Annotated in this window: 23 protein-coding genes; 13 read left to right on the top strand and 10 right to left on the bottom strand. The window is 68.8% G+C overall.

What is annotated here, in order from left to right:
- The first annotated feature begins 32 nt into the window (after positions 1 to 32).
- From ACXDF8_RS07140 to ACXDF8_RS07125, 4 genes are all read left to right on the top strand, one after another.
- Entirely contained in the window at positions 33 to 962 is a 930-nt protein-coding gene (locus tag ACXDF8_RS07140) for an LLM class F420-dependent oxidoreductase (protein ID WP_457222548.1), read from the top strand.
- Between the two features lie 113 nt (positions 963 to 1,075).
- Positions 1,076 to 2,446 carry a type II NADH:quinone oxidoreductase Ndh gene (locus ACXDF8_RS07135; RefSeq protein WP_457222547.1) on the top strand — a complete coding sequence of 457 codons (1,371 nt, stop codon included), beginning with the start codon at positions 1,076 to 1,078 and terminating at the stop codon, positions 2,444 to 2,446.
- A gap of 110 nt (positions 2,447 to 2,556) precedes the next feature.
- The gene (locus ACXDF8_RS07130) at positions 2,557 to 2,946 is read left to right on the top strand and encodes a heme-binding protein (protein ID WP_457222546.1); all 390 of its coding nucleotides are present in this window, start codon (positions 2,557 to 2,559) and stop codon (positions 2,944 to 2,946) included.
- A 163-nt stretch (positions 2,947 to 3,109) separates the two neighbouring features.
- Complete coding sequence (locus tag ACXDF8_RS07125; protein ID WP_457222710.1) at positions 3,110 to 4,423, top strand: sensor histidine kinase; 1,314 nt, start codon at positions 3,110 to 3,112, stop codon at positions 4,421 to 4,423.
- Here ACXDF8_RS07125 and ACXDF8_RS07120 read toward each other — a convergent pair.
- The 8 genes from ACXDF8_RS07120 to ACXDF8_RS07085 all read right to left on the bottom strand — a co-directional run bounded on the left by ACXDF8_RS07120 (position 4,414) and on the right by ACXDF8_RS07085 (position 10,240).
- The gene (locus ACXDF8_RS07120) at positions 4,414 to 5,052 is read right to left on the bottom strand and encodes an urease accessory protein UreD (RefSeq protein ID WP_457222545.1); all 639 of its coding nucleotides are present in this window, start codon (positions 5,050 to 5,052) and stop codon (positions 4,414 to 4,416) included. The two genes, ACXDF8_RS07125 and ACXDF8_RS07120, sit on opposite strands and share 10 nt — an antisense overlap.
- A 7-nt stretch (positions 5,053 to 5,059) precedes the next feature.
- Complete coding sequence (ureG, locus tag ACXDF8_RS07115) at positions 5,060 to 5,764, bottom strand: urease accessory protein UreG (RefSeq protein WP_457222544.1); 705 nt, start codon at positions 5,762 to 5,764, stop codon at positions 5,060 to 5,062.
- Positions 5,765 to 5,774: 10 nt separating this feature from the next.
- Positions 5,775 to 6,440: an urease accessory protein UreF gene (locus ACXDF8_RS07110; protein ID WP_457222543.1), complete on the bottom strand. Its 666-nt coding sequence runs from the start codon at positions 6,438 to 6,440 to the stop codon at positions 5,775 to 5,777.
- Positions 6,441 to 6,450: 10 nt separating this feature from the next.
- Positions 6,451 to 8,172 carry an urease subunit alpha gene (locus tag ACXDF8_RS07105; RefSeq protein ID WP_457222542.1) on the bottom strand — a complete coding sequence of 574 codons (1,722 nt, stop codon included), beginning with the start codon at positions 8,170 to 8,172 and terminating at the stop codon, positions 6,451 to 6,453.
- A gap of 34 nt (positions 8,173 to 8,206) precedes the next feature.
- Positions 8,207 to 8,512 carry an urease subunit beta gene (locus tag ACXDF8_RS07100; RefSeq protein ID WP_457222541.1) on the bottom strand — a complete coding sequence of 102 codons (306 nt, stop codon included), beginning with the start codon at positions 8,510 to 8,512 and terminating at the stop codon, positions 8,207 to 8,209.
- 16 nt (positions 8,513 to 8,528) lie between these two features.
- Positions 8,529 to 8,831, bottom strand: coding sequence for an urease subunit gamma (locus ACXDF8_RS07095; protein ID WP_457222540.1), 303 nt, complete (start codon positions 8,829 to 8,831; stop codon positions 8,529 to 8,531).
- A 52-nt stretch (positions 8,832 to 8,883) separates the two neighbouring features.
- The gene (locus tag ACXDF8_RS07090) at positions 8,884 to 9,312 is read right to left on the bottom strand and encodes a PaaI family thioesterase (RefSeq protein ID WP_457222539.1); all 429 of its coding nucleotides are present in this window, start codon (positions 9,310 to 9,312) and stop codon (positions 8,884 to 8,886) included.
- A 205-nt stretch (positions 9,313 to 9,517) separates the two neighbouring features.
- A complete protein-coding gene (locus ACXDF8_RS07085; RefSeq protein ID WP_457222538.1) occupies positions 9,518 to 10,240 on the bottom strand; it encodes an iron reductase in 723 nt (240 codons plus the stop codon).
- A gap of 241 nt (positions 10,241 to 10,481) precedes the next feature.
- Between ACXDF8_RS07085 and ACXDF8_RS07080 the strand changes: the two genes are divergently transcribed.
- The 9 genes from ACXDF8_RS07080 (at position 10,482) to ACXDF8_RS07040 (ending at position 22,774) form a co-directional block, all read left to right on the top strand.
- Complete coding sequence (locus tag ACXDF8_RS07080; RefSeq protein WP_457222537.1) at positions 10,482 to 10,898, top strand: BlaI/MecI/CopY family transcriptional regulator; 417 nt, start codon at positions 10,482 to 10,484, stop codon at positions 10,896 to 10,898.
- Positions 10,899 to 10,912: 14 nt separating this feature from the next.
- Entirely contained in the window at positions 10,913 to 11,839 is a 927-nt protein-coding gene (locus ACXDF8_RS07075; protein WP_457222536.1) for a M56 family metallopeptidase, read from the top strand.
- An 83-nt stretch (positions 11,840 to 11,922) separates the two neighbouring features.
- Positions 11,923 to 13,383: an NADP-dependent phosphogluconate dehydrogenase gene (gene gndA / locus ACXDF8_RS07070; RefSeq protein WP_457222535.1), complete on the top strand. Its 1,461-nt coding sequence runs from the start codon at positions 11,923 to 11,925 to the stop codon at positions 13,381 to 13,383.
- Positions 13,384 to 13,438: 55 nt separating this feature from the next.
- Positions 13,439 to 14,875, top strand: a complete 1,437-nt coding sequence (locus ACXDF8_RS07065) for a GuaB1 family IMP dehydrogenase-related protein (protein WP_457222534.1) — start codon at positions 13,439 to 13,441, stop codon at positions 14,873 to 14,875.
- A 209-nt stretch (positions 14,876 to 15,084) separates the two neighbouring features.
- On the top strand, positions 15,085 to 16,452 hold the full coding sequence (locus ACXDF8_RS07060) for a hemolysin family protein (protein ID WP_457222533.1): 1,368 nt from the start codon (positions 15,085 to 15,087) through the stop codon (positions 16,450 to 16,452).
- Positions 16,445 to 17,500 carry a hemolysin family protein gene (locus tag ACXDF8_RS07055; protein ID WP_457222532.1) on the top strand — a complete coding sequence of 352 codons (1,056 nt, stop codon included), beginning with the start codon at positions 16,445 to 16,447 and terminating at the stop codon, positions 17,498 to 17,500. Before ACXDF8_RS07060 ends, ACXDF8_RS07055 begins: the two co-directional genes overlap by 8 nt.
- Positions 17,493 to 18,428: a 3-methyladenine DNA glycosylase gene (locus tag ACXDF8_RS07050; RefSeq protein ID WP_457222531.1), complete on the top strand. Its 936-nt coding sequence runs from the start codon at positions 17,493 to 17,495 to the stop codon at positions 18,426 to 18,428. Before ACXDF8_RS07055 ends, ACXDF8_RS07050 begins: the two co-directional genes overlap by 8 nt.
- Positions 18,429 to 18,448: 20 nt before the next feature.
- Positions 18,449 to 20,656 (top strand): malate synthase G, encoded by a 2,208-nt coding sequence (locus ACXDF8_RS07045; protein WP_457222530.1) that lies wholly within the window; start codon positions 18,449 to 18,451, stop codon positions 20,654 to 20,656.
- A 111-nt stretch (positions 20,657 to 20,767) separates the two neighbouring features.
- Entirely contained in the window at positions 20,768 to 22,774 is a 2,007-nt protein-coding gene (locus ACXDF8_RS07040; protein ID WP_457222529.1) for a substrate-binding domain-containing protein, read from the top strand.
- Here ACXDF8_RS07040 and ACXDF8_RS07035 read toward each other — a convergent pair.
- Together ACXDF8_RS07035 and ACXDF8_RS07030 are read right to left on the bottom strand one after the other, a co-directional pair.
- A complete protein-coding gene (locus tag ACXDF8_RS07035; protein ID WP_457222528.1) occupies positions 22,771 to 23,652 on the bottom strand; it encodes an alpha/beta fold hydrolase in 882 nt (293 codons plus the stop codon). The genes ACXDF8_RS07040 and ACXDF8_RS07035 overlap by 4 nt on opposite strands.
- 46 nt (positions 23,653 to 23,698) lie before the next feature.
- Positions 23,699 to 24,592 carry a LysR family transcriptional regulator gene (locus tag ACXDF8_RS07030; protein ID WP_457222527.1) on the bottom strand — a complete coding sequence of 298 codons (894 nt, stop codon included), beginning with the start codon at positions 24,590 to 24,592 and terminating at the stop codon, positions 23,699 to 23,701.
- Positions 24,593 to 24,602 lie beyond the last annotated feature (10 nt).

Genomic DNA, 24,602 nt, shown 5'->3' with positions numbered 1-24,602 from the left:
GGAGTTCGCCGACGACGGTTAATGTCGACGGGGTGACTATTCGCCTTGGTCTTCAGATACCTAACTTCTCCTACGGGACCGGTGTGGCCGAGCTGTTTCCGACGGTGATCGCCCAGGCGCGGGAGGCCGAGGAAGCCGGGTTCGACTCGGTGTTTCTGATGGATCACTTCTACCAACTGCCCGGGCTCGGCACCCCCGACCAGCCGATGTTAGAGGCCTACACCGCGCTGGGCGCGCTGGCCGCCGCGACACAGAACGTCCAGCTCGGCACGCTGGTCACCGGCAACACCTACCGCAACCCGACTTTGCTGGCCAAGGCCATCACCACTTTGGACGTGATCAGCCAGGGCCGGGCCATCCTCGGCATCGGCACCGGCTGGTTCGAGCTGGAACACGACTCGCTGGGGTTTGAGTTCGGCACCTTCACCGACCGGTTCAACAAGCTCGACGAGGCGCTGGAGATCATTCTGCCGATGCTGCGCGGCGAGCAGGTCACCGTGGACGGCACCTACTACCGCACCCAGCAGGCCTTCGCCAATCCCCGGTTCCGCGACCACATCCCGCTGATGATCGGCGGCAGCGGCGAGAAGAAGACGATCCCGCTGGCGGCCCGCTACTTCGACCACCTCAACATCATCGCCGGCTTCAACGAGCTGACCCACAAGGTCGACGTGGTCAAGCGGCGCTGCGAGGAGATCGGCCGCGACCCGGGCACCCTGGAGACCAGCGTGCTCGCCCTCGCGGTCATCGATGAGAACGTCACCGCGGACTTGATCCCGAAAGATTTCCGCCAGCAGGCCGTCTTCGGCAGCCCCGAGCAGATCGCCGAGCAGGTCAAAACCAAGATCCTCGACACCGGCGTCGACGGGGTCATCCTCAGCCCAGTGACCAGCATCGACGGCTACCACCCAGGCCGGCTCACCGCCGTCGCCGAGACACTGCGCCCGGTACTGGCCGGGTGATCCCCCGGGCCGGTGGCCCACATCACGTCGTCCGTCAGGGGGCCGACGGGAGACGTCCGCGGCGCGGGCGACTACCGTAGAGGTCGTCCTGTGCATGTCGTTGAGGAGCGAAAATGACCCACCCCGGTGCCACCCCATCGGATAAGCACAAGGTCGTCATCATCGGATCCGGCTTCGGCGGGCTCAATGCCGCCAAGAGCCTGAAGCGGGCCGACGTCGACATCAAGCTCATCGCCAAAACCACCCACCACCTGTTCCAGCCGCTGCTGTACCAGGTCGCGACGGGCATCATCTCCGAGGGCGAGATCGCGCCGCCGACCCGCGTGGTCCTGCGCAATCAGCAGAACTGCCAGGTGCTGCTCGGCGAGGTCACCAATATCGACCTGCACAACAAGACGATCGACTCAATCCTGCTCGGCCACACCTACCGCACGCCCTACGACTCGCTCATCGTGGCCGCCGGCGCGGGTCAGTCCTACTTCGGCAACGACCACTTCGCCGAGTGGGCCCCCGGCATGAAGACCATCGACGACGCCCTGGAACTGCGCGGCCGCATCCTGGGCGCCTTCGAGCAGGCCGAGCGCTCTAGTGACCCGGTCCGTCGCCAGAAGCTGCTGACGTTCGTCGTGGTCGGCGCCGGACCGACCGGCGTGGAGATGGCCGGGCAGATCGCCGAACTTGCCGACCACACCCTCAAGGGCGCCTTCCGCCACATCGACTCGACCCGGGCGCGGGTGATCCTGCTCGACGCCGCCCCGGCCGTCCTGCCGCCGATGGGTGAGAAGCTGGGCCAGAAGGCCGCGGCGCGGCTGGAGAAGCTGGGCGTGGAGATCCAGCTCGGGGCCATGGTCACCGACGTCGACCGCAACGGCATCACCGTCAAGCGCGGCGACGGCAGCACCGACCGGATCGAGTGCGCGACCAAGGTGTGGTCGGCCGGCGTTTCGGCCAGCCCGCTGGGCAAGATCATCGCCGACCAGTCCGGCGCCGAGATCGACCGCGCCGGCCGGGTCAAGGTGCTGCCCGACCTGACGGTGCCCGGTCACCCGAACGTCTTCGTCGTGGGCGACATGGCCGCCGTCGAAGGCGTGCCGGGCATGGCCCAGGGCGCCATCCAGGGCGCCAAGTACGCGGCCAAGCTGATCAAGGCCGAGCTCAAGGGCGCCGACCCCGCGACGCGCGAGCCGTTCCAGTACTTCGACAAGGGCTCGATGGCGACGGTGTCGCGGTACTCGGCCGTGGCCAAGATCGGCAAGATCGAATTCAGTGGCTTCTTCGCATGGCTGGCCTGGCTTTTCCTGCACCTGATCTACATGGTCGGGTTCAAGGCCAGGCTGACCACCTCGCTGTCGTGGATCAGCACGTTCATCGGCAGCCAACGCGGTCAGCTCACGATCACCGAGCAGCAGGCCTATGCGCGCACCCGCATCGAGCAACTCGAGGAGATAGCGGCCACCGTCGAGGACGAGAAGGCCGCGTCCTGATCGCGCTGCGCGCGCCGGCGATTGCCGGTGGGCGCAGCCGAAATCGCTGTGTTCGCCCACCTGCTGCCCTAGCATGAGCAGCGGAGACAGATTCGAATCAAGGGGGCTCGATGACATCACGTCGTTCCGTGCGTCGTGCAGTTGCGGTGGCGTTCGGCGCCGGTGCGGTGATGCTGAGTGTGGCGGGACCCGCAGCGTTGGTCATGGCCGGGCCGGCCGCAGCGGATCCGCCGCCCAACTGCACCACCGCCGACATGACGGGAATCATGGCGGGAGTCTCGGCGGCGATGTCGAGCTATCTGTTCACCCACCCCGACGTGAACGCGTTCTTCACCGGTCTGCAGGGGTTGCCCAAGAGTCAGATCGGCGCGCAGACCCAGCAGTATCTCGACGCCAACCCGCAGGTGCGGGCGGATCTCGACGGTATCCGTCAGCCCTCCACCGATTTCCGTGCCCGCTGCGGCATTCCGCAGCGTCCGCTGGCACCCGGGGTGGTCTGACCGGCCGTCACACCGGCGGCCACACCGCTCGTCGCGAGGCGGGCCTTAAGGTGGTCGGCGTGATCCACCCCCGCGCGCTCGGCACGCCGAGCACAGGCGTGGCGCCGTGGTCGTGAAGCCCGAGGAGATCGTCTACCGCGTGCTGCAGCGGCTGCCCACGCGCATGCTCTCGCTGCGCACCATCGTCATCGTCGCGGCCCTGTCGGTGGTGATTCTGGTGCTGACCCTCGGCACCTGGGTGTGGGTCGGGGTCACCCACGATCAGTACAGTCAGCTCGACCGCCGGCTCGATTCGGTGAGCAGTCTCGGTGACTTCAGCTCGCTGCTGACCACCTCCGCGCCGGGCGGGGTGGGTGCGCCCACCCCGGACGGCAACCTGGTGCGGACCGTGCGGGTTGGTCCGACGGCCATGTCGGTGCCGGCCGGCATCGTGTTGCCCGCGCTGGGAAACGGCTACGCCAACACCACCATCGACGGCGTCGAATACCGGGTGCGGACGTTTTCGGTGGCCGGCGCGTCGATCGCCCTGGGCGCCCCGGTAGCCGAGACGCAGCGCCGGATCGCCGAACTGCACGTGCGGGTGTTGTTGATCTGTGCCGGCGTGATCGCCGGAACCATCGTGGTCGGGTGGCTGATCTCGTTGATCATGATCAACCCCTTCCGAGTGTTGGCCCAACAGGCCCGCGCCATCAACGCCCAGTCCAACCCGGACGAGGTGCAGGTGCGCGGGGTCAAGGAGGCGGTGGAGATCGCCGAAGCCGTCGAAGGCATGCTGGCCCGAATCGGCGACGAACAGGCCCGCACCCGGGCCGCACTGGAGTCGGCGCGGGACTTCGCCGCGGTGGCCTCCCACGAGTTACGCACGCCCCTGACCGCCATGCGCACCAACCTCGAGGTGCTCTCCACGCTGGATCTGGCGGCCGAACAGCGCGACGAGGTGATCGGTGACGTCATCCGAACCCAGAGCCGCATCGAAGCCACGCTGACCGCGCTGGAGCGCCTGGCTCAGGGCGAGTTGACGACCGCCGACGACTTCGTGCCGTTCGACGTCACCGAGCTGCTCGACCGGGCCGCCCACGACGCCGAGCGGATCTATTCCGACCTGAAGGTCTCGCTGGTACCCTCCCCCGCGGTGCTGATGGTCGGCCTGCCGGTCGGGCTGCGGCTGGTCATCGACAACGCGATCGCCAACGCGGTCAAGCACGGCGGTGCCACCGAGGTTCAGCTCTCGGTGAGCAGCTCCGCCGACGGGGTGCAGATCATCATCGACGACAACGGCAGCGGGGTACCCGAAGACGAGCGCGCTGCGGTGTTCGAACGGTTCTCCCGCGGTTCGACCGCGTCACGCTCCGGGTCGGGGCTCGGCCTGGCACTGGTCGCCCAACAAGCTGAATTGCACGGCGGCACAGCATCGTTGACGACCAGCCCGCTGGGCGGGGCCCGGCTGGTGTTGATGCTCGCCGGCCGTCACGAGTAGAGCCGGTCACCCTGCCAGGTCGACAGGGCACCGCCGCCGGCCAGCGCCAGCGTGACGCCCGCGGCATCGTCTCCCGCCTCGACCTGCGGGTAGCGCAGTTCGCTCACCATGGCTAGCGGCCGACCCAATGCGTCGTCGGCGACCGCGCCGGCGCCGAGTTCGACTCGATGCCGCAGCAGTGGGCCGGTATTCACGTCGGCGTGGACCGTGCCACTCCAAAAGCCTTCTTGTTCACCGCTTCTGCCAATCTGAACCCGTTCCCGGATCCGGAAGGTGGCGGTATCGGACAGCGCCGCGCGCACGTGGCTGAGGTGGCGGGCATCGGCGGCGACGACGGTCGGCTCGGGGTCGACGTCCAACTCGCCGCCGACCTCGAAGGTCCAGCAGGACCGCGATTCGCGGGTGCCTGCGCCGGGCAGCACGACGGTGGCGGCGGCGGTGCGCAGCCGCAACCGCGCACCCGGTTCCACGATCACTCGGATCGCGATGGTGTCCCCGCCCAGCGGCGTCGCGGCCGCCGACACCAGGTGGACGGTCTGTGGCTCGGTGCGGCGGGCGGCGAGGCCGCCGCGGCACTCGATGCGGGGCAGCCGTCCGGGCTGGGCCACCACGAGGACATCGGAGTGCACGGGCGGTTCAGGCCGGCTGGTCGACGCGCAGTTGCTCGCGCACCCAGGCCAGCACCGGCGATGCGGCCGGGTCCTCGGTCAGGGAGATCAGTACCGTCGGACGGCCCTCACGCACCTTGGCGGCGTCGCGGCGCATGACGTCCAGATCGGCGCCGACCAGTGGGGCCAGGTCGGTCTTGTTGACCACCAACAGATCCGAGAACGTCACGCCCGGGCCACCCTTGCGCGGCACCTTGTCCCCGCCGGCCACGTCGACGACGAAGATCTGCACGTCGACCAGTCCGGAGGAGAACGTCGCGGTCAGATTGTCCCCGCCGGACTCGACCAGGATCAGGTCCAGCCGGTCGGCCGGAGCGGAGTGGCCCTCGATCAGGTCGTCGATGGCGTCGAGGTTGGCGGTGATGTCGTCGCGGATCGCGGTGTGCGGGCAACCGCCGGTCTGCACGGCCGCGATCCGGTCGTCGGGCAGCACCGCGTGCCGGCGGAGGAAGTCGGCGTCCTCGGTGGTGTAGATGTCATTGGTGAGCACCGCTAGCGACAGCTCGTCGCGCAGCTGCCGACACAGGGCGGCCACTAGGGCGGTCTTCCCGGAGCCCACCGGGCCGCCGATACCGATGCGTAGCGGTTCCCCCGGCTGACGCACCCGCCGGGGCCGATCGGCGTGGCTGTGCGGCTGGCCGGCAGACTCGCCGGAGAGGAAATGTGGAGGCATACCACTACTTTCAGGAGACGAACAACGGACGCTCTCGCTGGGCGTGGCTTTGGGCCAGCTCGTCGAGCAGCGGATCGGACAGGTCGGCGGGCTCAGCGAGCGCCTCGTGGGCGGTCTGCTCGCACAGTGGCGCCAGGGTGAACGTCAATGCCGCGACATCGGCCGGGTCGAGCGCCAGCAGGCGCTGCGCGGCGGTAGCCGTCCCGCTCATCGTGGTGTATACCACCGACAGGGCGGTCTGCTCCGGCTGTATCCCGCTCACATCGCCGACCCGGCCGGCCGCCACGGCCAGGTGCGGGCGGGCGCCGAGCGCATCCCAGGTGTCCGACGGCCAGACCCGTCGCGCCAGCCGCAACAATCCGCGCCCCTGCGCGCGTGAGGCGTGCCTTGCGGCGGGAGCCGGTGTGCGGGCGTCGGTCTCGGCGTCGGCGACGGGCTCGGTCAGCTCACCGCGGTGCACCGCCGCCGCGATCGAGGCGGTCACCAGGCCGCTGGTCCGGATGCGACGGCGCAGGTAGGCCTCCAGCGTGCTGAGGTCGACCACCCGCCGGCTGGTCACGGCCTCCTCGACACCGCCGGAATGCACGTGCCCGCCGGTGGGTAGCCGGGAGTCGGCCAAGACCAGCAGGGTGATCAGCGACGAGGCCGAGCGAAGCGACGGGGAATCTATAGACATCGGAATGTCGTCAGAACAGGAAGTAGCGCTGTGCCATCGGCAGCTCGGTGGCGGGCTGCTCGGCCCACACCTCGCCGTCGATGCGCACGGTGAAGGTGTCGGGGTCGACCTCGATGCGGGGCATGGCGTCGTTGAGCGGCATCTGGGCCTTGCCGATCGCGCGCACGTTGCCCACCGGCACCAGCCGGCGGTTGACCGCGAGCCGGTCGGCCAGTCCGTCCTCAATGGCCTGTGGGGCGACGAAATGCACCGAGGTGGCCGCCGCGGCGGCGGGTGCGGCTCCGAACATCGGGCGCGGCAACACCGGCTGGGGAGTCGGGATGGAGGCGTTGGCGTCGCCCATCGCCGCCCAGGCGATCATGCCGCCCTTGACCACCACGTGCGGGCGCACCCCGAAGAACGCCGGCTCCCACAGCACCAGGTCGGCCATCTTGCCCACCTCGACCGAGCCGATCTCGTGGTCCATCCCGTGCGCGACGGCCGGGCAGATCGTGTACTTGGCGACGTAACGGCGCACCCGGTTGTTGTCGGCCGCACCGTCACCGTCGAGCGCGCCGCGCCGCTTCTTCATCACGTGCGCGGTCTGCCAGGTACGCATCACCACCTCGCCGATGCGACCCATCGCCTGCGCGTCGCTGCCGATCATCGAGATTGCTCCGATGTCGTGCAGCAGGTCCTCGGCGGCGATGGTCGAGGGCCGGATCCGGCTCTCGGCGAACGCCAGATCCTCGGGGACGCTGGAGTTGAGGTGATGGCACACCATCAACATGTCCAGGTGCTCGTCGAGGGTGTTGACGGTGTGCGGCCGGGTGGGGTTGGTCGAACTGGGCAGCACGTGGGGCTCGGACGCCACGGTGATGATGTCGGGTGCATGGCCGCCGCCGGCGCCCTCGGTGTGATAGGCGTGGATGTTGCGGCCGTTGATCGCGGCCAGGGTGTCCTCGACGAAGCCGGCCTCATTGAGGGTGTCGGTGTGGATGTTGGCCTGCACACCCGCGGCGTCGGCGACCGTCAGGCAGGCGTCGATGGCCGCCGGCGTGGTCCCCCAGTCCTCGTGCAGCTTGAAACCAGCTGCGCCAGCCCGCAATTGCTCCCACATGGCCTCGGTGGACACGGTGTTCCCTTTGCCTAGCAGCGCGACGTTCAGCGGCCAGTGGTCCATCGATTCCAGCATGCGGGCCAGGTGCCAGGCACCGGGGGTGACGGTGGTGGCCTTGGAACCTTCCGCGGGCCCGGTGCCGCCGGCCACGATGGTGGTGATGCCGGCGCCGATGGCCTCCTCCATGATCTGCGGGCAGATCAGGTGCACGTGACAGTCGACGGCGCCGGCGGTGAGAATCCTGCCGTTGCCTGCGATGATCTCCGTCGACGGGCCGACCACCAGATCGGGGTGCACACCGGACATGATCTCGGGGTTGCCGGCCTTGCCGATGGCGACGATGCGCCCGTCCCGGATCCCGATGTCGGCCTTGATGATTCCCCAGTAGTCGATGATCACCGCACCGGTGATCACCGTGTCGGGGGCGCCGTCGGCGCGGGTGGCCCGGCCCTGGCCCATCGACTCCCGCAGCACCTTGCCGCCGCCGAACACCGCCTCGTCACCGGCCAGGCCGGGTCCGCCGCTGCGGTCCTCGGTGATCTCGACGATCAGATCGGTGTCGGCCAGCCGGATCCGGTCACCGGTGGTCGGTCCGAAGAGTGCGGCGTACCGCGCCCGGGACAACTCGCTCATCGGTCGTCTCTCTTCGCGCAAGCGCTCATCGGCATCACAACTTTCCCGGCGGGTTCAGACTCAGACCGTGGACCTCCCGCGATCCACCCAGCGGCACCAGTGAGACCCGTTGGACCACACCAGGTTCGAACCGGATCGCGGTGCCGGCCGGAATGTCGAAGCGGTGGCCGTGTGCAGCCGAGCGGTCGAAGGACAACGCGGCGTTGGCCTGGGGCAGATGGACGTGACTGCCGACCTGCACCGGCCGGTCGCCGGTGTTGACGATCTCCAGCTCCAGCCTGGTCGCGCCGGCGTTGATCTCGATGGCACCGTCGGCGAGGAAGACTTCTCCGGGGATCATCGGGTGCTCCAGCGCCTCATGGGATGGGGTGGTGGACGGTGACCAGTTTGGTGCCGTCCGGGAAGGTGGCCTCCACCTGGACGTCGTGCAGCATCTCGGGCACGCCGTCCATGACGTCGTCGCGGCTGAGCACGTCGCGTCCGCTGACCATCAGTTCGGCCACGGTGCGGCCGTCCCTGGCCCCCTCCAGGACGTGGTCGGTGATCAGCGCGACGGCCTCCGGGTGGTTGAGCCGCAGCCCGCGGGCCTGTCGCCGGCGGGCGAGGTCAGCGGCATACGAGATGAGCAGCCGGTCGGTTTCATGCGGGGACAATCGCATAGTGGGCGATCCTGCCACGCCCGCGCGCGATCAGCAGGTCGGCATCAGCGGCCTACCGCTGCGGCGGCGCGGCTTCGAGGTTCTGCAGCCGCACCTGACCGCGGGCGATCAGGCGGTCGTCGTCGTCGCGGATGGTCACCACCCACAGCTGCTGGCGACGGCCGCGGTGCAGCGGCTCGGCGACCCCGTGGACGGTGCCCGCGGAAATGGCGCGCAGGAAGTCGGTGTTGTTGTTCACACCGACGACGTTGCCGCCGCCGTTGGCCTGGAGCCACACATAGGCCGCCGTGCTGGCAATCGATTCGATCATCGAGCAGTAGACGCCGCCGTGCACGATGCCTATCGGCTGCAGCAGCTTGGGGGCGACGGGCAGGTGCGCCCTGGCGCCGTCGGGCGTCAGTTCGGTGAATTCCAGGCCGATCAGGGCGTCGAATGGGGCCGCGAAGTCGACCTGTTCGGCCGGCGACGAGTCTGATTGCACGCATCTGTGTCTACACCGCGGCGGCACAGGAAGAAGGACGGGCCCCGCAACATCACCATGCGGGGCCCGTCCCTGGGATGGACCGGGGGTCTCTGCAGCCCACAGGACTCCGGCGCGGTCCGTTCGTTCGGATGTAGTTAGAATAGGCAAGGCTTGCCTAAGTAGCAACAGCTACGTCCCGACAAGCTACGTCCCGACAAAAGAGTCACGTCCCCGTCCGGCCCAGGGCCCGCACCGGCAGGCCAAACCCATGGAACGCATCGAGGACGGCCTGCCCGCGACGCATGCAGGTCAACTCTCCACTGCCCGTCATCAGCGGCACCTGGGTAGCGGTGATGACGACGGCGGAGCCAACCATCTGCCACATCGCCGCCGACGTGAGAGCTCCCCGGCTGAGCTGGTGCAAGCCCTCGAAGATGGGCTCGAGCGAGCGATGGCAACGGTGCGCAGTCCATGTCGCCAGCGCCGGTTCGTTGGGCAACCGTACGACTCCGGTCGTCGCCGGATCGTCGGGCAGGACCCGCAGCGTCGGGTCTACCACCGCCGCCCAGTCGATCGCCCCCTCGGAGTCGACGTGCATCCAGAGATTGCCCGGACCGGCATCCCAGGCGCGGCCTTCGAGCACAAGCAGCGTCACCACCCGGCCCACCACAGCGTGGGCGAACGTGGCAGCCAGCTGCTGGGCGACGGCCCGACGATTACCGAGTTCGGCGGTGGACGCCTCGAACATCGCGGTGAGCCGGTTGGTCGTCGTCACCGATTCCAGTGACCACCACCGCCGCCGCGACAGGTCACCCATCACCGCGACGCCGTGCACCCGGGGGGATTCCGGGCTCAGCCGTCGCAGCCGACGACTGGATTCGTGCAAAGGCAGCAGTTGGCGAATCGTCATGCTGCTGATCAACGGGTCCACCACGGCTGTGGTCACAACACCTCCTCGCTAGAGTTAGGTTAGCCTAACCAGAAGAGGTGGTGATCAGTACAGCCTTGCCTTATGTGAAGACCATCACAGTTCTCCACGATGGTGCCGTTTGACCTGCTCCTTCGGGTCGCGGCGCGGCCGACGGGGAACACCGCGCGGGTCACCGGAGTTAACCCAACAACTTAGGTACGACGCGCGGTAGTAACCGGGAGTACCCTTGACTCACTGCAACGGAGATGAAACGGAAATGGCCAAGTTGACTCGTCTCGGCGAACTTGAACGCGCGGTGATGGACCATCTGTGGGCCGCTGGGGAGCCACTCACGGTTCGTCAGGTCCACGAGGCCCTCTGCGCAGAGCGCGATCTGGCGTACACCACCGTCATGACGGTGCTGCAGCGACTGGCCCGCAAGAACCTGGTCTCGCAGATCCGCGACGACCGCGCGCATCAATACGCGCCGGTCCACGGCCGCGACGAGTTGGTCGCCGGACTGATGGTCGATGCCCTCGACCAGGTCTCCGATTCGGGCAGCCGGCAGTCCGCGCTGGTGCACTTCGTCGAGCGGGTCGGTGTCGACGAGGCGGACGCGTTACGCCGTGCGCTCGCCGAGCTGGAAGCAAAACAACGTTCAACCTGGCCCACTGGCGGCGCGCCCGACGCCTAAGGGAAAATGGGTGGGTGTCCGCGCTGGCCTTCACCCTTCTCGCCTTGATGCTGGTCGGCCCGGTGCCGGCAGTGCTGGCGCGGGCGTCGTGGCCGACGCGGGCGCCACGTGCGGCGATTGTGTTGTGGCAGTCGATCGCGGTGGCGGCGGTGCTCTCGGCGTTCAGCGCGGGGCTGGCGATCGCCAGCAGGCTGTTCGCCCCCGGCCCTGACGGCCGCCCCACCGCCACGGTCACCAGCGAGATCGAGATCCTGGGCTGGCCGCTGTGGATCGCCTACGTCCTGGTGTTCGGCCTGACGCTGCTGATCGGCGCCCGGATGGTGATCGCCGGTGTGCAGGTGGCCGTCGCGACCCGGCGTCGGCGGGCCCATCACCGGATGGTCGTCGATCTGCTCGGCGACTGCCGATACGGCATCCACGGGCTGCGGGTGTTGCACGTCCCCGAGCCCATCGCCTACTGCCTGCCCGGGGTACGGAGCCGCGTCGTACTCAGTGAAGGCACGCTCTCGGCGCTGACCGAGGCCGAGCTCGTCGCGATCCTCGGCCACGAACGCGCCCACCTGCGCGCCCGCCACGACTTGGTGCTCGAGGCGTTCGTCGCCGTGCACACCGCATTTCCCCGCTTCGTCCGCAGCGGCAGCGCCCTGGCGGCGGTGCGGCTGCTCGTCGAGATGCTGGCCGACGACGCTGCGGTGCGCACCGCCGGACCCACTCCCCTGGCCCGCGCCCTCGTCGCCTGCGCGTCGGGGCATACCCCTTCGGGCGCGCTGGCAGCCGGCGGGCCCACTACCCTGATCCGGGTGCGCCGGCTCTGTGGCCGGCCCAACAGCCGGTGGTTGGCGCTCGGCGCCTACGTGGCCGCGGCGGCGGTGCTGGTGGTTCCCACGGTGGCGGTGGCGGTGCCGTGGCTGACCGAGCTGCACCGGTTGTTTTTCTTCTAGAAGAATCTGTGCCGCAACAACATTCATAACTGGCATTCATAAACTGGCATTGACAACCGGCATTGACAACTGAAAGGCGCCCGATGAGCTCACCGACGGACAGCACGAACGGCACAGCGCAGATCGGCGTCACCGGATTGGCGGTGATGGGCTCCAACATCGCCCGCAACTTCGCCCACCACGGCTACACCGTCGCCCTGCATAACCGCTCGGTCGCCAAGACCGACGCACTGCTGGAGCAGCACGGCTCGGAGGGCAACTTCGTGCGCACCGAGACGATGGCCGAGTTCGCCGCAGCGCTGGAGCGACCTCGCCGCGCACTGATCATGGTCAAGGCCGGCGATCCGACCGACGCGGTGATCGACGAACTGTGCGAGGTCTTCGAGCCCGGCGACATCATCATCGACGGCGGCAACGCCCTCTACACCGACACCATCCGCCGCGAGAAGGCCGTGCGCGAGCGCGGCCTGCACTTCGTCGGAGCCGGCATCTCCGGTGGCGAGGAAGGGGCGCTCAACGGGCCGTCGATCATGCCGGGTGGTCCCGCCGAGTCCTACAAGTCGCTGGGCCCGCTGCTCGAGGAGATCTCCGCGCACGTCGACGGCGTGCCGTGCTGCACGCACATCGGCCCGGACGGCGCCGGCCACTTCGTCAAGATGGTGCACAACGGCATCGAGTATTCCGACATGCAGTTGATCGGTGAGGCCTATCAGCTGCTGCGCGACGGCCTGGGCAAAACCGCACCCGAGATCGCCGAGATCTTCGCCGAGTGGAACAACGGTGACCTGGACAGCTATCTGATCGAGATCACCGCCGAGGTGCTCAAGCAGATCGACGCCACGACCGGTAAGCCGCTGGTCGACGTCATCCTCGACGAGGCCGAGCAGAAGGGCACCGGCCGCTGGACGGTCAAGTCGGCCCTGGACCTCGGGGTGCCGGTGACCGGTATCGCCGAGGCGGTGTTCGCTCGCGCGCTGTCGGGGTCCGTGGCCCAGCGCAAGGCCACGACCGGCCTGGCCTCCGGAGATCTGGGCGAAAAGCCCAGCGATGCAACACAATTCATCGATGATGTGAGCAAGGCACTTTACGCGTCGAAGATCATCGCCTACGCCCAGGGCTTCAACCAGATCCAGGCCGGCAGCGCCGAGTACAACTGGGACATCACGCCCGGCGACATGGCCACCATCTGGCGCGGCGGCTGCATCATCCGGGCCAAGTTCCTCAACCGGATCAAGGAAGCGTTCGACCAGGACCCGCAGCTGGCCACGCTGATCTCGGCGCCGTACTTCCGCGACGCCGTCGAGGCCGGCATCGACAGCTGGCGCCGCGTCGTGGTGACCGCGACCCAACTGGGCATCCCGGTCCCCGGCTTCGCCTCGGCGCTGTCCTACTACGACGCACTGCGCACCGAGCGACTGCCCGCGGCCCTGACGCAGGGCCTGCGTGACTTCTTCGGCGCGCACACCTACGGCCGCACCGACTCCGACCCGGCCGCGCGATTCCATACCCTGTGGAGCGGCGACCGCAGCGAGGTGCAGGCCTGATCGCCCCCCGCAAGCGGGAGGTACCCCCACCTCGCCAGGAAGTAGGCTGAGGTACGTGCGTTTTCTCGACGGCCATCGGCCCCCGTACGACCTGACCTACGACGACATCTTCATCGTCCCCAGCCGCTCGGACGTCGCGTCCCGCTTCGACGTCGACCTGTCCACCTCCGACGGCACCGGCACCACGATCCCCGTCGTGGTGGCCAATATGACCGCGGTCGCCGGACGGCGGATGGCAGAGACCGTGGCCCGCCGCGGTGGCATCGTCGTGCTCCCCCAGGACCTGCCGATCGACGCGGTCAAACAGACCGTCGACTTCGTCAAGAGCCGCGACCTGGTGGCCGACACCCCGGTGGTGCTCGGCCCGCAGGACTCGGTGTCCGACGCCGTGGCCCTTATCCACAAGCGCGCCCACGGCGCGGCCGTCGTGGTCTTAGAGGGCCGGCCCATCGGGCTGGTCACCGAGGCCGCCACCGCGGGCGTCGACCGGTTCGCCAGAGTGGGCGACATCGCCGTCACCGACTTCGTCACCGCTGCGGTGCACACCGAGCCCAAGCAGATCTTCGGACTGCTCGAGCACGCCCCCGTGGATGTGGCCGTGCTCACCGAGACCGACGGCACGCTGGCCGGAGTGCTCACCCGCATCGGTGCGATCCGGGCCGGCATCTACACCCCCGCCGTCGACCCCAAGGGCAGGCTGCGCATCGCCGCAGCGGTCGGCATCAACGGTGACGTGGCCGCCAAGGCGCAGGCCCTGGCCGACGCCGGCGTGGACGTCCTGGTCGTCGACACCGCTCACGGCCACCAACTCAAGATGCTCGAGGCGATCAAGGCGGTGGCCTCGCTCGACCTCGGGATCCCACTTGCCGCGGGCAACGTCGTCTCCGCCGAGGGGACCCGCGACCTGATCGGTGCGGGCGCCAACATCGTCAAGGTCGGGGTCGGCCCCGGCGCCATGTGCACCACCCGGATGATGACCGGCGTCGGCCGTCCCCAATTCTCCGCCGTGCTCGAATGTTCAACGGCGGCAAGGGAACTCGGTGGCCATGTGTGGGCCGACGGCGGGGTGCGCCACCCCCGCGACGTGGCCCTGGCGCTGGCGGCGGGCGCGTCGAACGTGATGATCGGCTCCTGGTTCGCCGGCACCTACGAGTCGCCCGGCGACCTGATGTTCGACCGGGACAAGCGGCCCTACAAGGAGAGCTACGGCATGGCCTCCAAACGAGCAGTGGCCGCACGCACCAGCGCCGACAGCGCGTTCGACCGGGCCCGAAAAGCGTTGTTCGAAGAGGGCATCTCGACCTCGCGGATGGCGCTGGATCCCGCCCGGGGCGGTGTGGAGGACCTGCTGGACCACATCACCTCCGGGGTCCGCAGCACCTGCACCTATGTAGGTGCGGCGAGCCTGCCCGAGCTGCACGAACGGGTGGTACTGGGAGTTCAGTCAGCCGCCGGATTCGCCGAAGGGCACCCGCTGCCGACGGGCTGGTGACCCCGATCGCACCCGCCGAGCCGCTACCATAGGGGCTGTTGCGCCACCAGCGAGGAAAGGGATCCCGTGCCGCAGGCACCCGTCGAGGCCCCCGCGGAGCGGGCTGCCCCGGCCGAGCGGCCCGCCGATGAGGCCGAGGCCGAACCTTCCACTAGTCAGCCGGGCGCACGGCCCGGCAGCATGACCGCACGGAGTCGGGTGGGAACCCGGTGAGCGTCCTCGTCACCCTGTTGAGCCTGTTGGCGATCGCGGTCCTGACCTTGGGTACCGCGCTGTTCGTCGCCGCCGAGTTCTCCCTGACCGCCCTGGAACGCAGCACTGTCGATTCCAATGCCCGCACCGGCGACCGCGCCGACGCGTTCGTCCAGCGGGCACACCGCAGCCTGTCTTTCCAACTCTCCGGCGCCCAGCTGGGCATCTCGATCACGACGCTGGCCACCGGTTACCTCGCCGAACCCGTCCTGGCCCGGCTGCTCGACCCGGTGCTGGTGGCGGTACACGTCCCGGCCAGCGCGGTGCCGGGAATCTCACTGGCACTGGCGATCCTGATCGCGACGTCGTTATCCATGGTCTTCGGCGAGCTCGTGCCCAAGAACCTGGCGGTGTCCAGGGCGGTCCCCACGGCGCGGGCCACGGCCGGTTTCCAGCTGGCGTTCTCCACCCTGATGACCCCGGCGATCAAGGCGACCAATGGCAGCGCCAACTGGATCCTGCGCCGGCTCGGCATCGAACCCGCCGAGGAACTGCGCTCGGCCCGATCGCCCGAGGAGCTGGGCTCGCTGGTGCGCAGCTCGGCTGAACACGGCTCACTCGATCCGGTCACCGCCGCGCTGGTCAACCGGTCGCTGCAGTTCGGCTCCCGCATCGCTGAGGAATTCATGACGCCGCGCACCGAGATCGAGGTGCTGCAGGCCGACGACACCGTCGCCGACCTCGTCGCCGCGGCCGACGACACCGGCTTCTCCCGATTCCCGGTCGTCGAGGGAGATCTCGACGAGACCATCGGGATCGTGCACGTCAAGCAGGTTTTTGCGCAGCCACCGGAGAAGCGGGCCACGACACGGCTTCGGGCCCTGGCGATCCCGGTGCCCACGGTGCCGGCCAGTCTGGACGGCGATGCGCTGATGGCCCAGGTCCGCTCGCACGGCCTGCAGACCGCCATGGTGGTCGACGAGTACGGCGGTACCGCGGGCATGGTGACCGTCGAGGACCTGATCGAGGAGATCGTCGGTGACGTCCGCGACGAACACGACGACTCGACCCCGGACGTGCAGCGAACCGGTCCGGGCTGGCGGGTGACCGGACTGCTGCGCATCGACGAGGTGGCCGAGGCGACCGGATTCCGCGCCCCGGAAGGCGAATACGAGACGATCGGCGGGCTGGTGCTGGAACGGCTGGGCCACATTCCCGAACCGGGCGAGTCCGTCGAGCTGACGGCTTTCGATCCCGACGGGCCCATCGACGATCCGGTGCACTGGCTGGCCACGGTGGTCGAAATGGACGGCCGGCGCATCGACAAGCTGGTGCTGACCGAACTCGGGCGCCGCGACCCGACCGCGAGGACCGCTGATGGGTAGCGACATCTTCGGCGTGCTGCTGACCCTGGCCCTGCTGCTGGCCAACGCGTTCTTCGTGGGCTCGGAGTTCGCCCTGATCTCGGCTCGCCGGGACCGGTTGGAGACGCTGGCCGAGCAGGGCAAGAAGAGTGCGGTCACGGTGCTGCGGGCCGGCGAGCAACTCTCGCTGATGCTGGCCGGCGCGCAGCTGGGCATCACGGTCTGTTCGATCCTGCTGGGCCGGGTCGGCGAGCCCGCCGTCGCGCACCTGCTGGAAAAGCCGTTCGGCCTGCTCGGTGTGCCCGATGCCGTGCTGCACACGGTGTCGTTCCTGGTGGCTCTGGCCGTGGTCGTGACGCTGCACGTGCTGCTCGGCGAGATGGTTCCCAAGAACATCGCGATCGCCGGGCCGGAAAAGACGGCGATGCTGGTGGTGCCGTTCTATCTGGCCTATGTGCGGGTCGCGCGGCCCTTCATCGCGTTCTACAACTGGGCCGCCAATGTGACGCTGAAGATGTTCGGCGTCGAGGTCCGCGACGAACTCGAGGTGACGGTGTCCACCGTCGAGCTGGCCGAGATGATCGCCGAGTCCCGCTCGGAGGGGCTGCTGGACCCCGAGGAGCACACTCGGCTGACTCGGGCCCTGCAGATCCGCAACCGGGTGGTCAACGACGTCGCGGTGCCGCTGAGCCAGATCCGCGCCGTGCCGGTGGCCGGGCCGGGCCTGGGGCCGACGGTCCGCGAGGTCGAGAAGGCGCTCACCGAGACCGGCTACAGCCGCTTTCCGGTGACGGGCTCCGACGGATCCGTGCTCGGCTATCTGCACATTAAGGACGTGCTGTCCCAGATCGACCGGCCCGACTCGGTGGTGGACATCTCGCTGGTGCGCCCGCTGCCCCGGGTGGCCGCCGACATGCCGCTGCCCGATGCGTTGTCACTGCTGCGCCGCAACAACAGCCACCTCGCGTCGGTGACGGCTGCCGACGGCGGCGTGTGCGCGATGGTCGCTCTCGAGGACCTGGTGGAGGATCTGGTCGGCACCGTCCGCGACGGGATGCACCGTGCTTGACGGTGCCCCCCGCGTGCTCGCCCCGCAGGACTGGACCGCCCGCGCCGCAGCGCATCGCGACCGGGTCGCCAGGTTCACCGAACCGCACGTCCGCCGCGCCGGCCGCGGCGAAGCCCACCCGGTGTGGGACTTCCTGTTCACCTACTACAGCCTTCGGCCCCGCCGGCTGCGAGTGTGGCACCCCGGTCACGGCGTGGTGCTCGCGGGTGGGGTGGCCGACGAATACCTGGACCGCACTGGCTATGTGCGCACCGACAACGGAGTGACCGTGGGCGCCGATTACCTGCGCTGCCGGCTGGGCACCGTGCGGTTCGTGGCACGTCTGCTGCACGCCACCGCCGGGCGGGCACCTCAGCTCGGCTGCTTCGGGATGCACGAATGGGCGATGGTGTACCGCACCGACGCCGTGCGCCACGGCCGAGTGCCGCTGCGCCTGGGTGGCGCGGGCACCGATGCCGTCGTCGAGGCGATGCCGTTGCGCTGCACCCACTACGACGCCTACCGGTTCTTCACCGCGGCGGCCGCCCCCCTCAACCACGGGGTGCCCGAACGCGCCGCGCAGATCGACTGGGAGCAACCCGGCTGCCTGCACGCCAACATGGACCTCTACAAGTGGTGCTACAAACTCGGACCGCTGGTGGACTCGGAGCTCCTGGTTGACTGCCTCGAGCTGGCAGCAGAGGCCCGCGAACTCGACATGCGGGCCAGCCCTTATGATCTGCGCGCCTTCGGATTCGAGCCGATCGCGGTGGAAGAACCCGCCGGACGTGCGGAATACGTACGCCGCCAGGGCGTTGTCAGCGAACGCGCCCGGCCACTGCGGCAGGCGCTGCTGGCCCGCTGCGAGCGCCTGCTGAGCCCCAGTTCGGGCGCACGGGCCTACGACGCTTTGTCGGAGAGGTCCCTACCTGCGGGTAAGATGAATTGATTGTCGTGAGGGAGGGACACATGACCGATCGCGTGCCCGTGGGCAACCTGCGTGTGGCGCAGGCGTTGTACGACTTCATCACCAACGAGGCGTTACCCGGCACCGGGTTGGACCCAGACAGCTTCTGGGCAGGAGTGGACAAGGTCGTCACCGACCTCACCCCGCAGAACCAGGATCTGCTCGCCCGCCGCGACGAACTGCAGGCGCAGATCGACAAGTGGCACCGCCAGCGCATCATCGGCGGGATCGACCCCGGCGAGTACCGGCAGTTCCTCACCGACATCGGCTATCTACTGCCCGAGCCGGCCGACTTCACCATCACCACCTCCGGTGTCGACGCCGAGATCACCACGACCGCCGGTCCTCAGTTGGTGGTCCCGATCCTCAACGCCCGCTTCGCCCTCAATGCCGCCAACGCACGCTGGGGTTCGCTGTACGACGCGCTGTACGGCACCGACGTGATCGACAGCGAGGACGGCGCCGAGCCGGGCACCGGGTCCGGCGGCGGATATAACCCCGTCCGCGGCGACAAGGTCATCGCCTACGCGCGCGAGTTCCTCGACAAGGCCGTTCCGCTGGAGTCGGGCTCGTGGGCCGACGCCAGCGGCATCAGCGTGGCCGATGGCGCGCTGCAGATCGCGCAGGGCGAAGAGAGCACCGGGCTGGCGAGCCCGGAGAAGTTCATCGGCTACTCCGGTGAACTCGGCGAACCCGCTTGGTCGGTGCTGCTGGTCAACCACGGGCTGCACATCGAGATCCTGATCGACCCGGAGTCGCCCATCGGGTCCACCGATGCCGCCGGCATCAAGGACGTCGTGCTGGAATCTGCGATCACCACGATCATGGACTTCGAGGACTCGGTGGCCGCCGTCGACGCCGACGACAAGGTGCTGGGCTACCGCAACTGGCTGGGCCTGAACAAGGGTGACCTGTCCGAAGAGGTCAGCAAGGGCGGCAAGTCCTTCACCCGGGTGCTCAACGACGACCGCACCTACAAGACCCCCGACGACGGTGAGCTCACCCTGCCCGGGCGCAGCCTGATGTTCGTCCGCAACGTCGGTCACCTGATGACCAACGACGCCATCGTTTTCGACGCGGACGGCGCCGACGGGGCCGAGGTGCCCGAGGGCATCCAGGACGCCCTGTTCACCAGTCTCATCGCCATGCACGGACTCAAGTCCGAGGACGGCAGCCCGTATCAGAACAGCCGCACCGGCTCGATCTACATCGTCAAGCCCAAGATGCACGGCCCCGACGAGGTCGCGTTCACCTGCGAGCTGTTCAGCCGCGTCGAAGACGTGCTGGGCCTGCCGCAGAACACCATCAAGGTCGGCATCATGGACGAGGAGCGCCGCACCTCGGCCAACCTCAAGGCCTGCGTCAAGGCGGCCGCCGACCGGGTGGCGTTCATCAACACCGGCTTCCTGGACCGCACCGGTGACGAGATCCACACCTCGATGGAAGCCGGCCCGATGATCCGCAAGGGCGCGATGAAGACCCAGCCCTGGATCCTGGCCTACGAGGACCAGAACGTCGACGTCGGACTGGCCACCGGGTTCTCCGGCAAGGCCCAGATCGGCAAGGGCATGTGGGCGATGACGGATCTGATGGCCGACATGGTCGCCCAGAAGATCGGGCAGCCCAAGTCCGGCGCCACCACGGCATGGGTCCCCTCGCCGACAGCGGCGACCCTGCATGCCATGCACTACCACTACGTGGACGTCTACGAGGTGCACAAGGAGCTGGCCGGTAAGACCCGCACCACCAAGGACGAGCTGCTGACGATCCCGCTCGCCAAGGAGCTGGCGTGGTCTCCGGAGGAGATCCACGAGGAGGTCGACAACAACTGCCAGTCGATCCTGGGCTACGTGGTGCGCTGGATCGACGCCGGCGTCGGTTGCTCGAAGGTCCCCGACATCCACGACGTCGCGTTGATGGAGGACCGCGCCACCCTGCGAATCTCCAGCCAGCTGCTGGCCAACTGGTTGCGGCACGGCGTCATCACCGAAGACGACGTCAAGGAGAGCCTGCGGCGGATGGCTGCGGTGGTCGACGCGCAGAACGCGTCGGACCCCGACTTCAAGCCGATGGCACCAGACCCCGACAACAGCATCGCCTTCCAGGCGGCTCAGGAGCTGATCCTGGCCGGTACCGCGCAGCCCAACGGCTACACCGAGCCGATCCTGCACCGGCGCCGCCGGGAGTACAAGGCCAGCACCGGCGCCTGACCGGCGCACGGTTCGGCGCGGACCGGCGCCACATCGGCCGATCGCTAGACTCGTGCGGAATCCAGCGCACGCACCGCACGACCGTTCGACGAAAGAGGATTAGGCACCGCCATGGGCAGGCACAGCAAACCCGGTCCCGAGGATTCCGACGGCGTACCGGACGAGCCTGCCGACTACGACGATGCCGAGTACCACGAAGACGCCGAGTACCCGGACGGTGACTACCAGGGCTCCGAGTACGAGGACTCCGACTATGACTACTCCGACTATGAGGACTCCGAGTACGAGGATCCCGAGTACGCCGACGACCCCGCCGAGGCCGAGACCACCGCGTTCGCGACGGCCGGTCTGCGAATACCCAACCAGGGTGGGCGCCGCCGGCGGGCCGCGGACGGCGGACACCGCAGCCAGGGCGGCCGCCGCGGGGTGAGCATCGGCGTGATCACCGCCCTGATCACCGTCGTGGTGATCGTCGGTGGGGTGATCCTGTGGCGTTTCTTCGGAGATGTCCTATCCCACCGCTCGACGGAGGCGGCTCAGAAATGCCTGGCCGGAACCACTGACGTGGCGGTGGTGGCCGACCCGTCCATCGCGCCGGCCGTCACCAAGTTCGCCGACGGGTTCAACGCCGTCGCCACCCCGGTTGGTGACCGCTGTGTGAAAATGGTTGTCACAGCGGCTGATTCGGACCGCGTCGTCGACGGCTTCGTGTCGAACTGGCCGGGCGACCTCGGTCAGCGTCCGGCACTGTGGATCCCGGCCAGCTCGATCGCGGCCGCCCGGCTGCAATCCGCGGCCGGCAAGGAGGTCGTCAGTGACGCCCGCACGCTGGTCACCTCGCCGGTGGTGCTCGCGGTACGCCCACAGCTTCGCGATGCGCTGGCCGAGCAGAGCTGGGGCGATCTGCCCGGCCTGCAGTCCAACCCGACCGCACTGGACGGGTTGAACCTGCCCGGCTGGGGATCGCTGCGCCTGGCGCTGCCCACCGTCGACGATGCCGATGCCACCTACCTGACCGCCGAGGCGGTCGCGGCGGCCGCGGCTCCGCAGGACGCCCCAGCCACCGCCGGTCTGGGCGCGGTCAACGCCCTGGTTGCCGGGCAGCCCAAACTGTCGGACAACACCACCGACACGGCGTGGAAATCCTTGCTGGACGGCGGCGATCCCGCTGCCGCGCCGGTGCATGCGGTGGCGACCACCGAACAGCAACTGTTCAGCCGGGCGGCGTCGATCCCGGACGCCAAGACCACCGTCACGGAGTGGCTGCCGTCGGGACCAGTCGCCACGGCCGACTACCCCACCGTGCTGCTCGCCGGAAAGTGGCTGTCCGAGGAGCAGGTGAGCGCGGCCAGCGAGTTCGCCCGGTTCATGCGTAAGCCCGAGCAGCTCGCCGAACTCGCCAAGGCCGGATTCCGCGCCGAGGGCACCACCCCGCCGGCCAACGACGTCGTCAGCTTCCCGCAGCTGGGCACCCCGCTGTCGATCGGCGACGACTCGGTGCGCGCCACCCTCGCCGCCGCGGTGTCCACCCCGGCGACCGGATCGGTGACCACGATCATGCTCGACCAGGCGATGTCCGGGGACGACGGCGGCAAGCCGCGGCTGGCCAATGTGGTCGGCGCCCTTGGCAATCGGATCGGTGCGCTGCCGCCGAACGCGGCGGTCGGGCTGTGGACGTTCAACGGGGTCGAGGGTCGCTCGGCGGTGCCGATGGGTCCGCTGTCCGACCAGCTCGGTGGCCAACCCCGCTCGGCGGCGCTGACGAGCACGCTCGACGGCTTGTCGCCGTCGGGCAGCGGTGCGGTGTCGTTCACCACGCTGCGCCTGGTCTACGCCGACGCGTTGGCCAATTTCCGCGAAGGCCAGGCCAATTCGGTACTGGTGATCACCCGAGGTCCGCATACCGACCAGAGCCTGGACGGACCCGGGCTCCAGGCGTATGTGAAGTCGGCGGTCGATCCGGCCAAGCCGGTGGCCATCAACGTCATCGACCTCGGCGACGATTCCGACCGGGCGACGTGGGAAGCGGTCGCCCAGACGACGGGCGGCACATATCAGAGTGTCCCAACGTCGGATTCCCCGGATCTGGCCACCGCCGTCACCTCGATGCTGTCCTAGTCGAGCTGTAGCAGCGTCTTGGCGCCGGCGGTGAATTCGTCGGGCACCTCGATCTGCGGGTAGTGACCGATGCCGGGCAACTCGATCACCTCGGCAGCCGGCCGCAACTCACGTAATCCGGCGAGCACCTCGGTGGTGGCGACGGGATCGCCCGTGGCCCACAGGAATCCGAGCGGCTTGTCCCAATCGCGAACGGCGCCGTGCCAGCGCGGGGCGAAGCGCACCCGTTCGTTGAGGTAGGCGCACAGCAGGTGCAGGATGCGGTGGCCGTCGTCGCGGGCCAGCAGCGCCCACTGCGCCTGGGCCTCCTGCTCGGACAGCGGATGCCCTGGGCTGAACAGCTTGGCGAAGCCGCGCAGGAAGCCGCGCTCGTTGGTCAGCCGCGCGAAGGCCGGCCCGAGCGGGCCGCGCAGGATCTTCTGGCTGGGCCGCAGGCTGGCCCGTTCGATCATCACACTGCCATTGGTGAGCACGGCCCGGTGCAGCTCGAACGGCAACGAGCCGGACAGGTCGCGGGCCAGCAGCTCGGTTGCCACCGAGGTGCCCATGTCGTGGGCCAGCAGCACCACCGGGCCGGGGTCGACGTCGGCGACCACCGACTGCACGATGTCGGCCTGCTCCAGCAGGCTGTAGCGGTGCGGTCGGGGCTTGTCGGACAGACCGAACCCGAGGAAATCCAGCGTCAGCCAGGCCCGGTCACCCAGGCGGTCGACCACGCCGCGGAAGTCGTAGGAGCTGGACGGAAACCCGTGCAGCAGCAGGACAGCGGGGTCGGAGGAATTGACGGGGCCGGGATGCGAGCGCACGAAGATCTGGCCTGCGCTGGTGGACAGCATCCGGCCGCCCTCTTGCCATTGGCGAACACCGGCGGGCAGCACAGGGCTGACGGTACCGGATCGCCGTAGGCTTGACACGCGGGCTTGGTCACCGCGGGAAGGCCGCCCGGATTGCTTCGATCACCGCGGTCACCGCTTCCGTCGGCGGCCCGGCTCGCCGCACCAGGAGCAGCCTCCGCCGTGCCTCGGGCGCATCAACCTGCATCAGCTGAACTCCTGACGGCAGCACCTCGGCCATGGCCGGTGGCACGGTGGTGACGCCGCAGTCCGCGGCGACCAACTGCAGCTTGGTCAGCCAGTCCCTCGCGACGTGGGTGACGCGGGGCCTGCCCGGTAGTCCGGGCCAGACACCCATGGTCGGCTCGCCGGGCGAAGACGGGCTGGCGATCCAGTCGACGCCCGCCAGTTCGGCGGTGCTCACCTGGCTGCGACCGGCGAATCGGCCGGTCGTCGAGGCCGCCACCATCAGCACGGATTCGCCGATCGACTCGGTGACCAACGGCGCCAGACCATCGTGCGGGGTGTGCTGGGTGGCCCGTGATGCGATCAGTGCCACGTCTAGGGTGCCGCCGCGGACGGCGCGCACCAGAACGGGACTGGCCCCGTCCCTCGTCGTCAGCCGGACGTCGGGTCGCCGCTCACGCAACCATCGCAGCATCGCGGGCAAGATCAGTGCGCCGGCGCTCACAAAGACGCCGGCTGAGACATGCTCTACATATCGAGATGCATCGAGCTCTGCTGCAGCACAGTCAATTTCATCCAGTATGACCCGCGCATGGCGCAGCAATACCGAACCCTCGGGCGTCAACCGAGCCCCGCTGACCCGTCGTTGGAAAAGCTCCGCCCCGGATTCGCGTTCGAGCGCGGCGACCTGTCGAGAGATCGCCGACTGGGTGTAGCCCAGCGCCGACGCGGCCGCCGTGAAGCTCCCACGTTCGGCGACGGCACACAGAACGCGCAAGCCCGTCAAGGACAGCTCCATGCTTATATGT

The organism is Mycolicibacterium sp. CBM1 (assembly GCF_054073305.1).
Note: the sequence above shows the minus strand (reverse complement) of the source record. Positions and strands in the feature narration are given on the sequence as shown.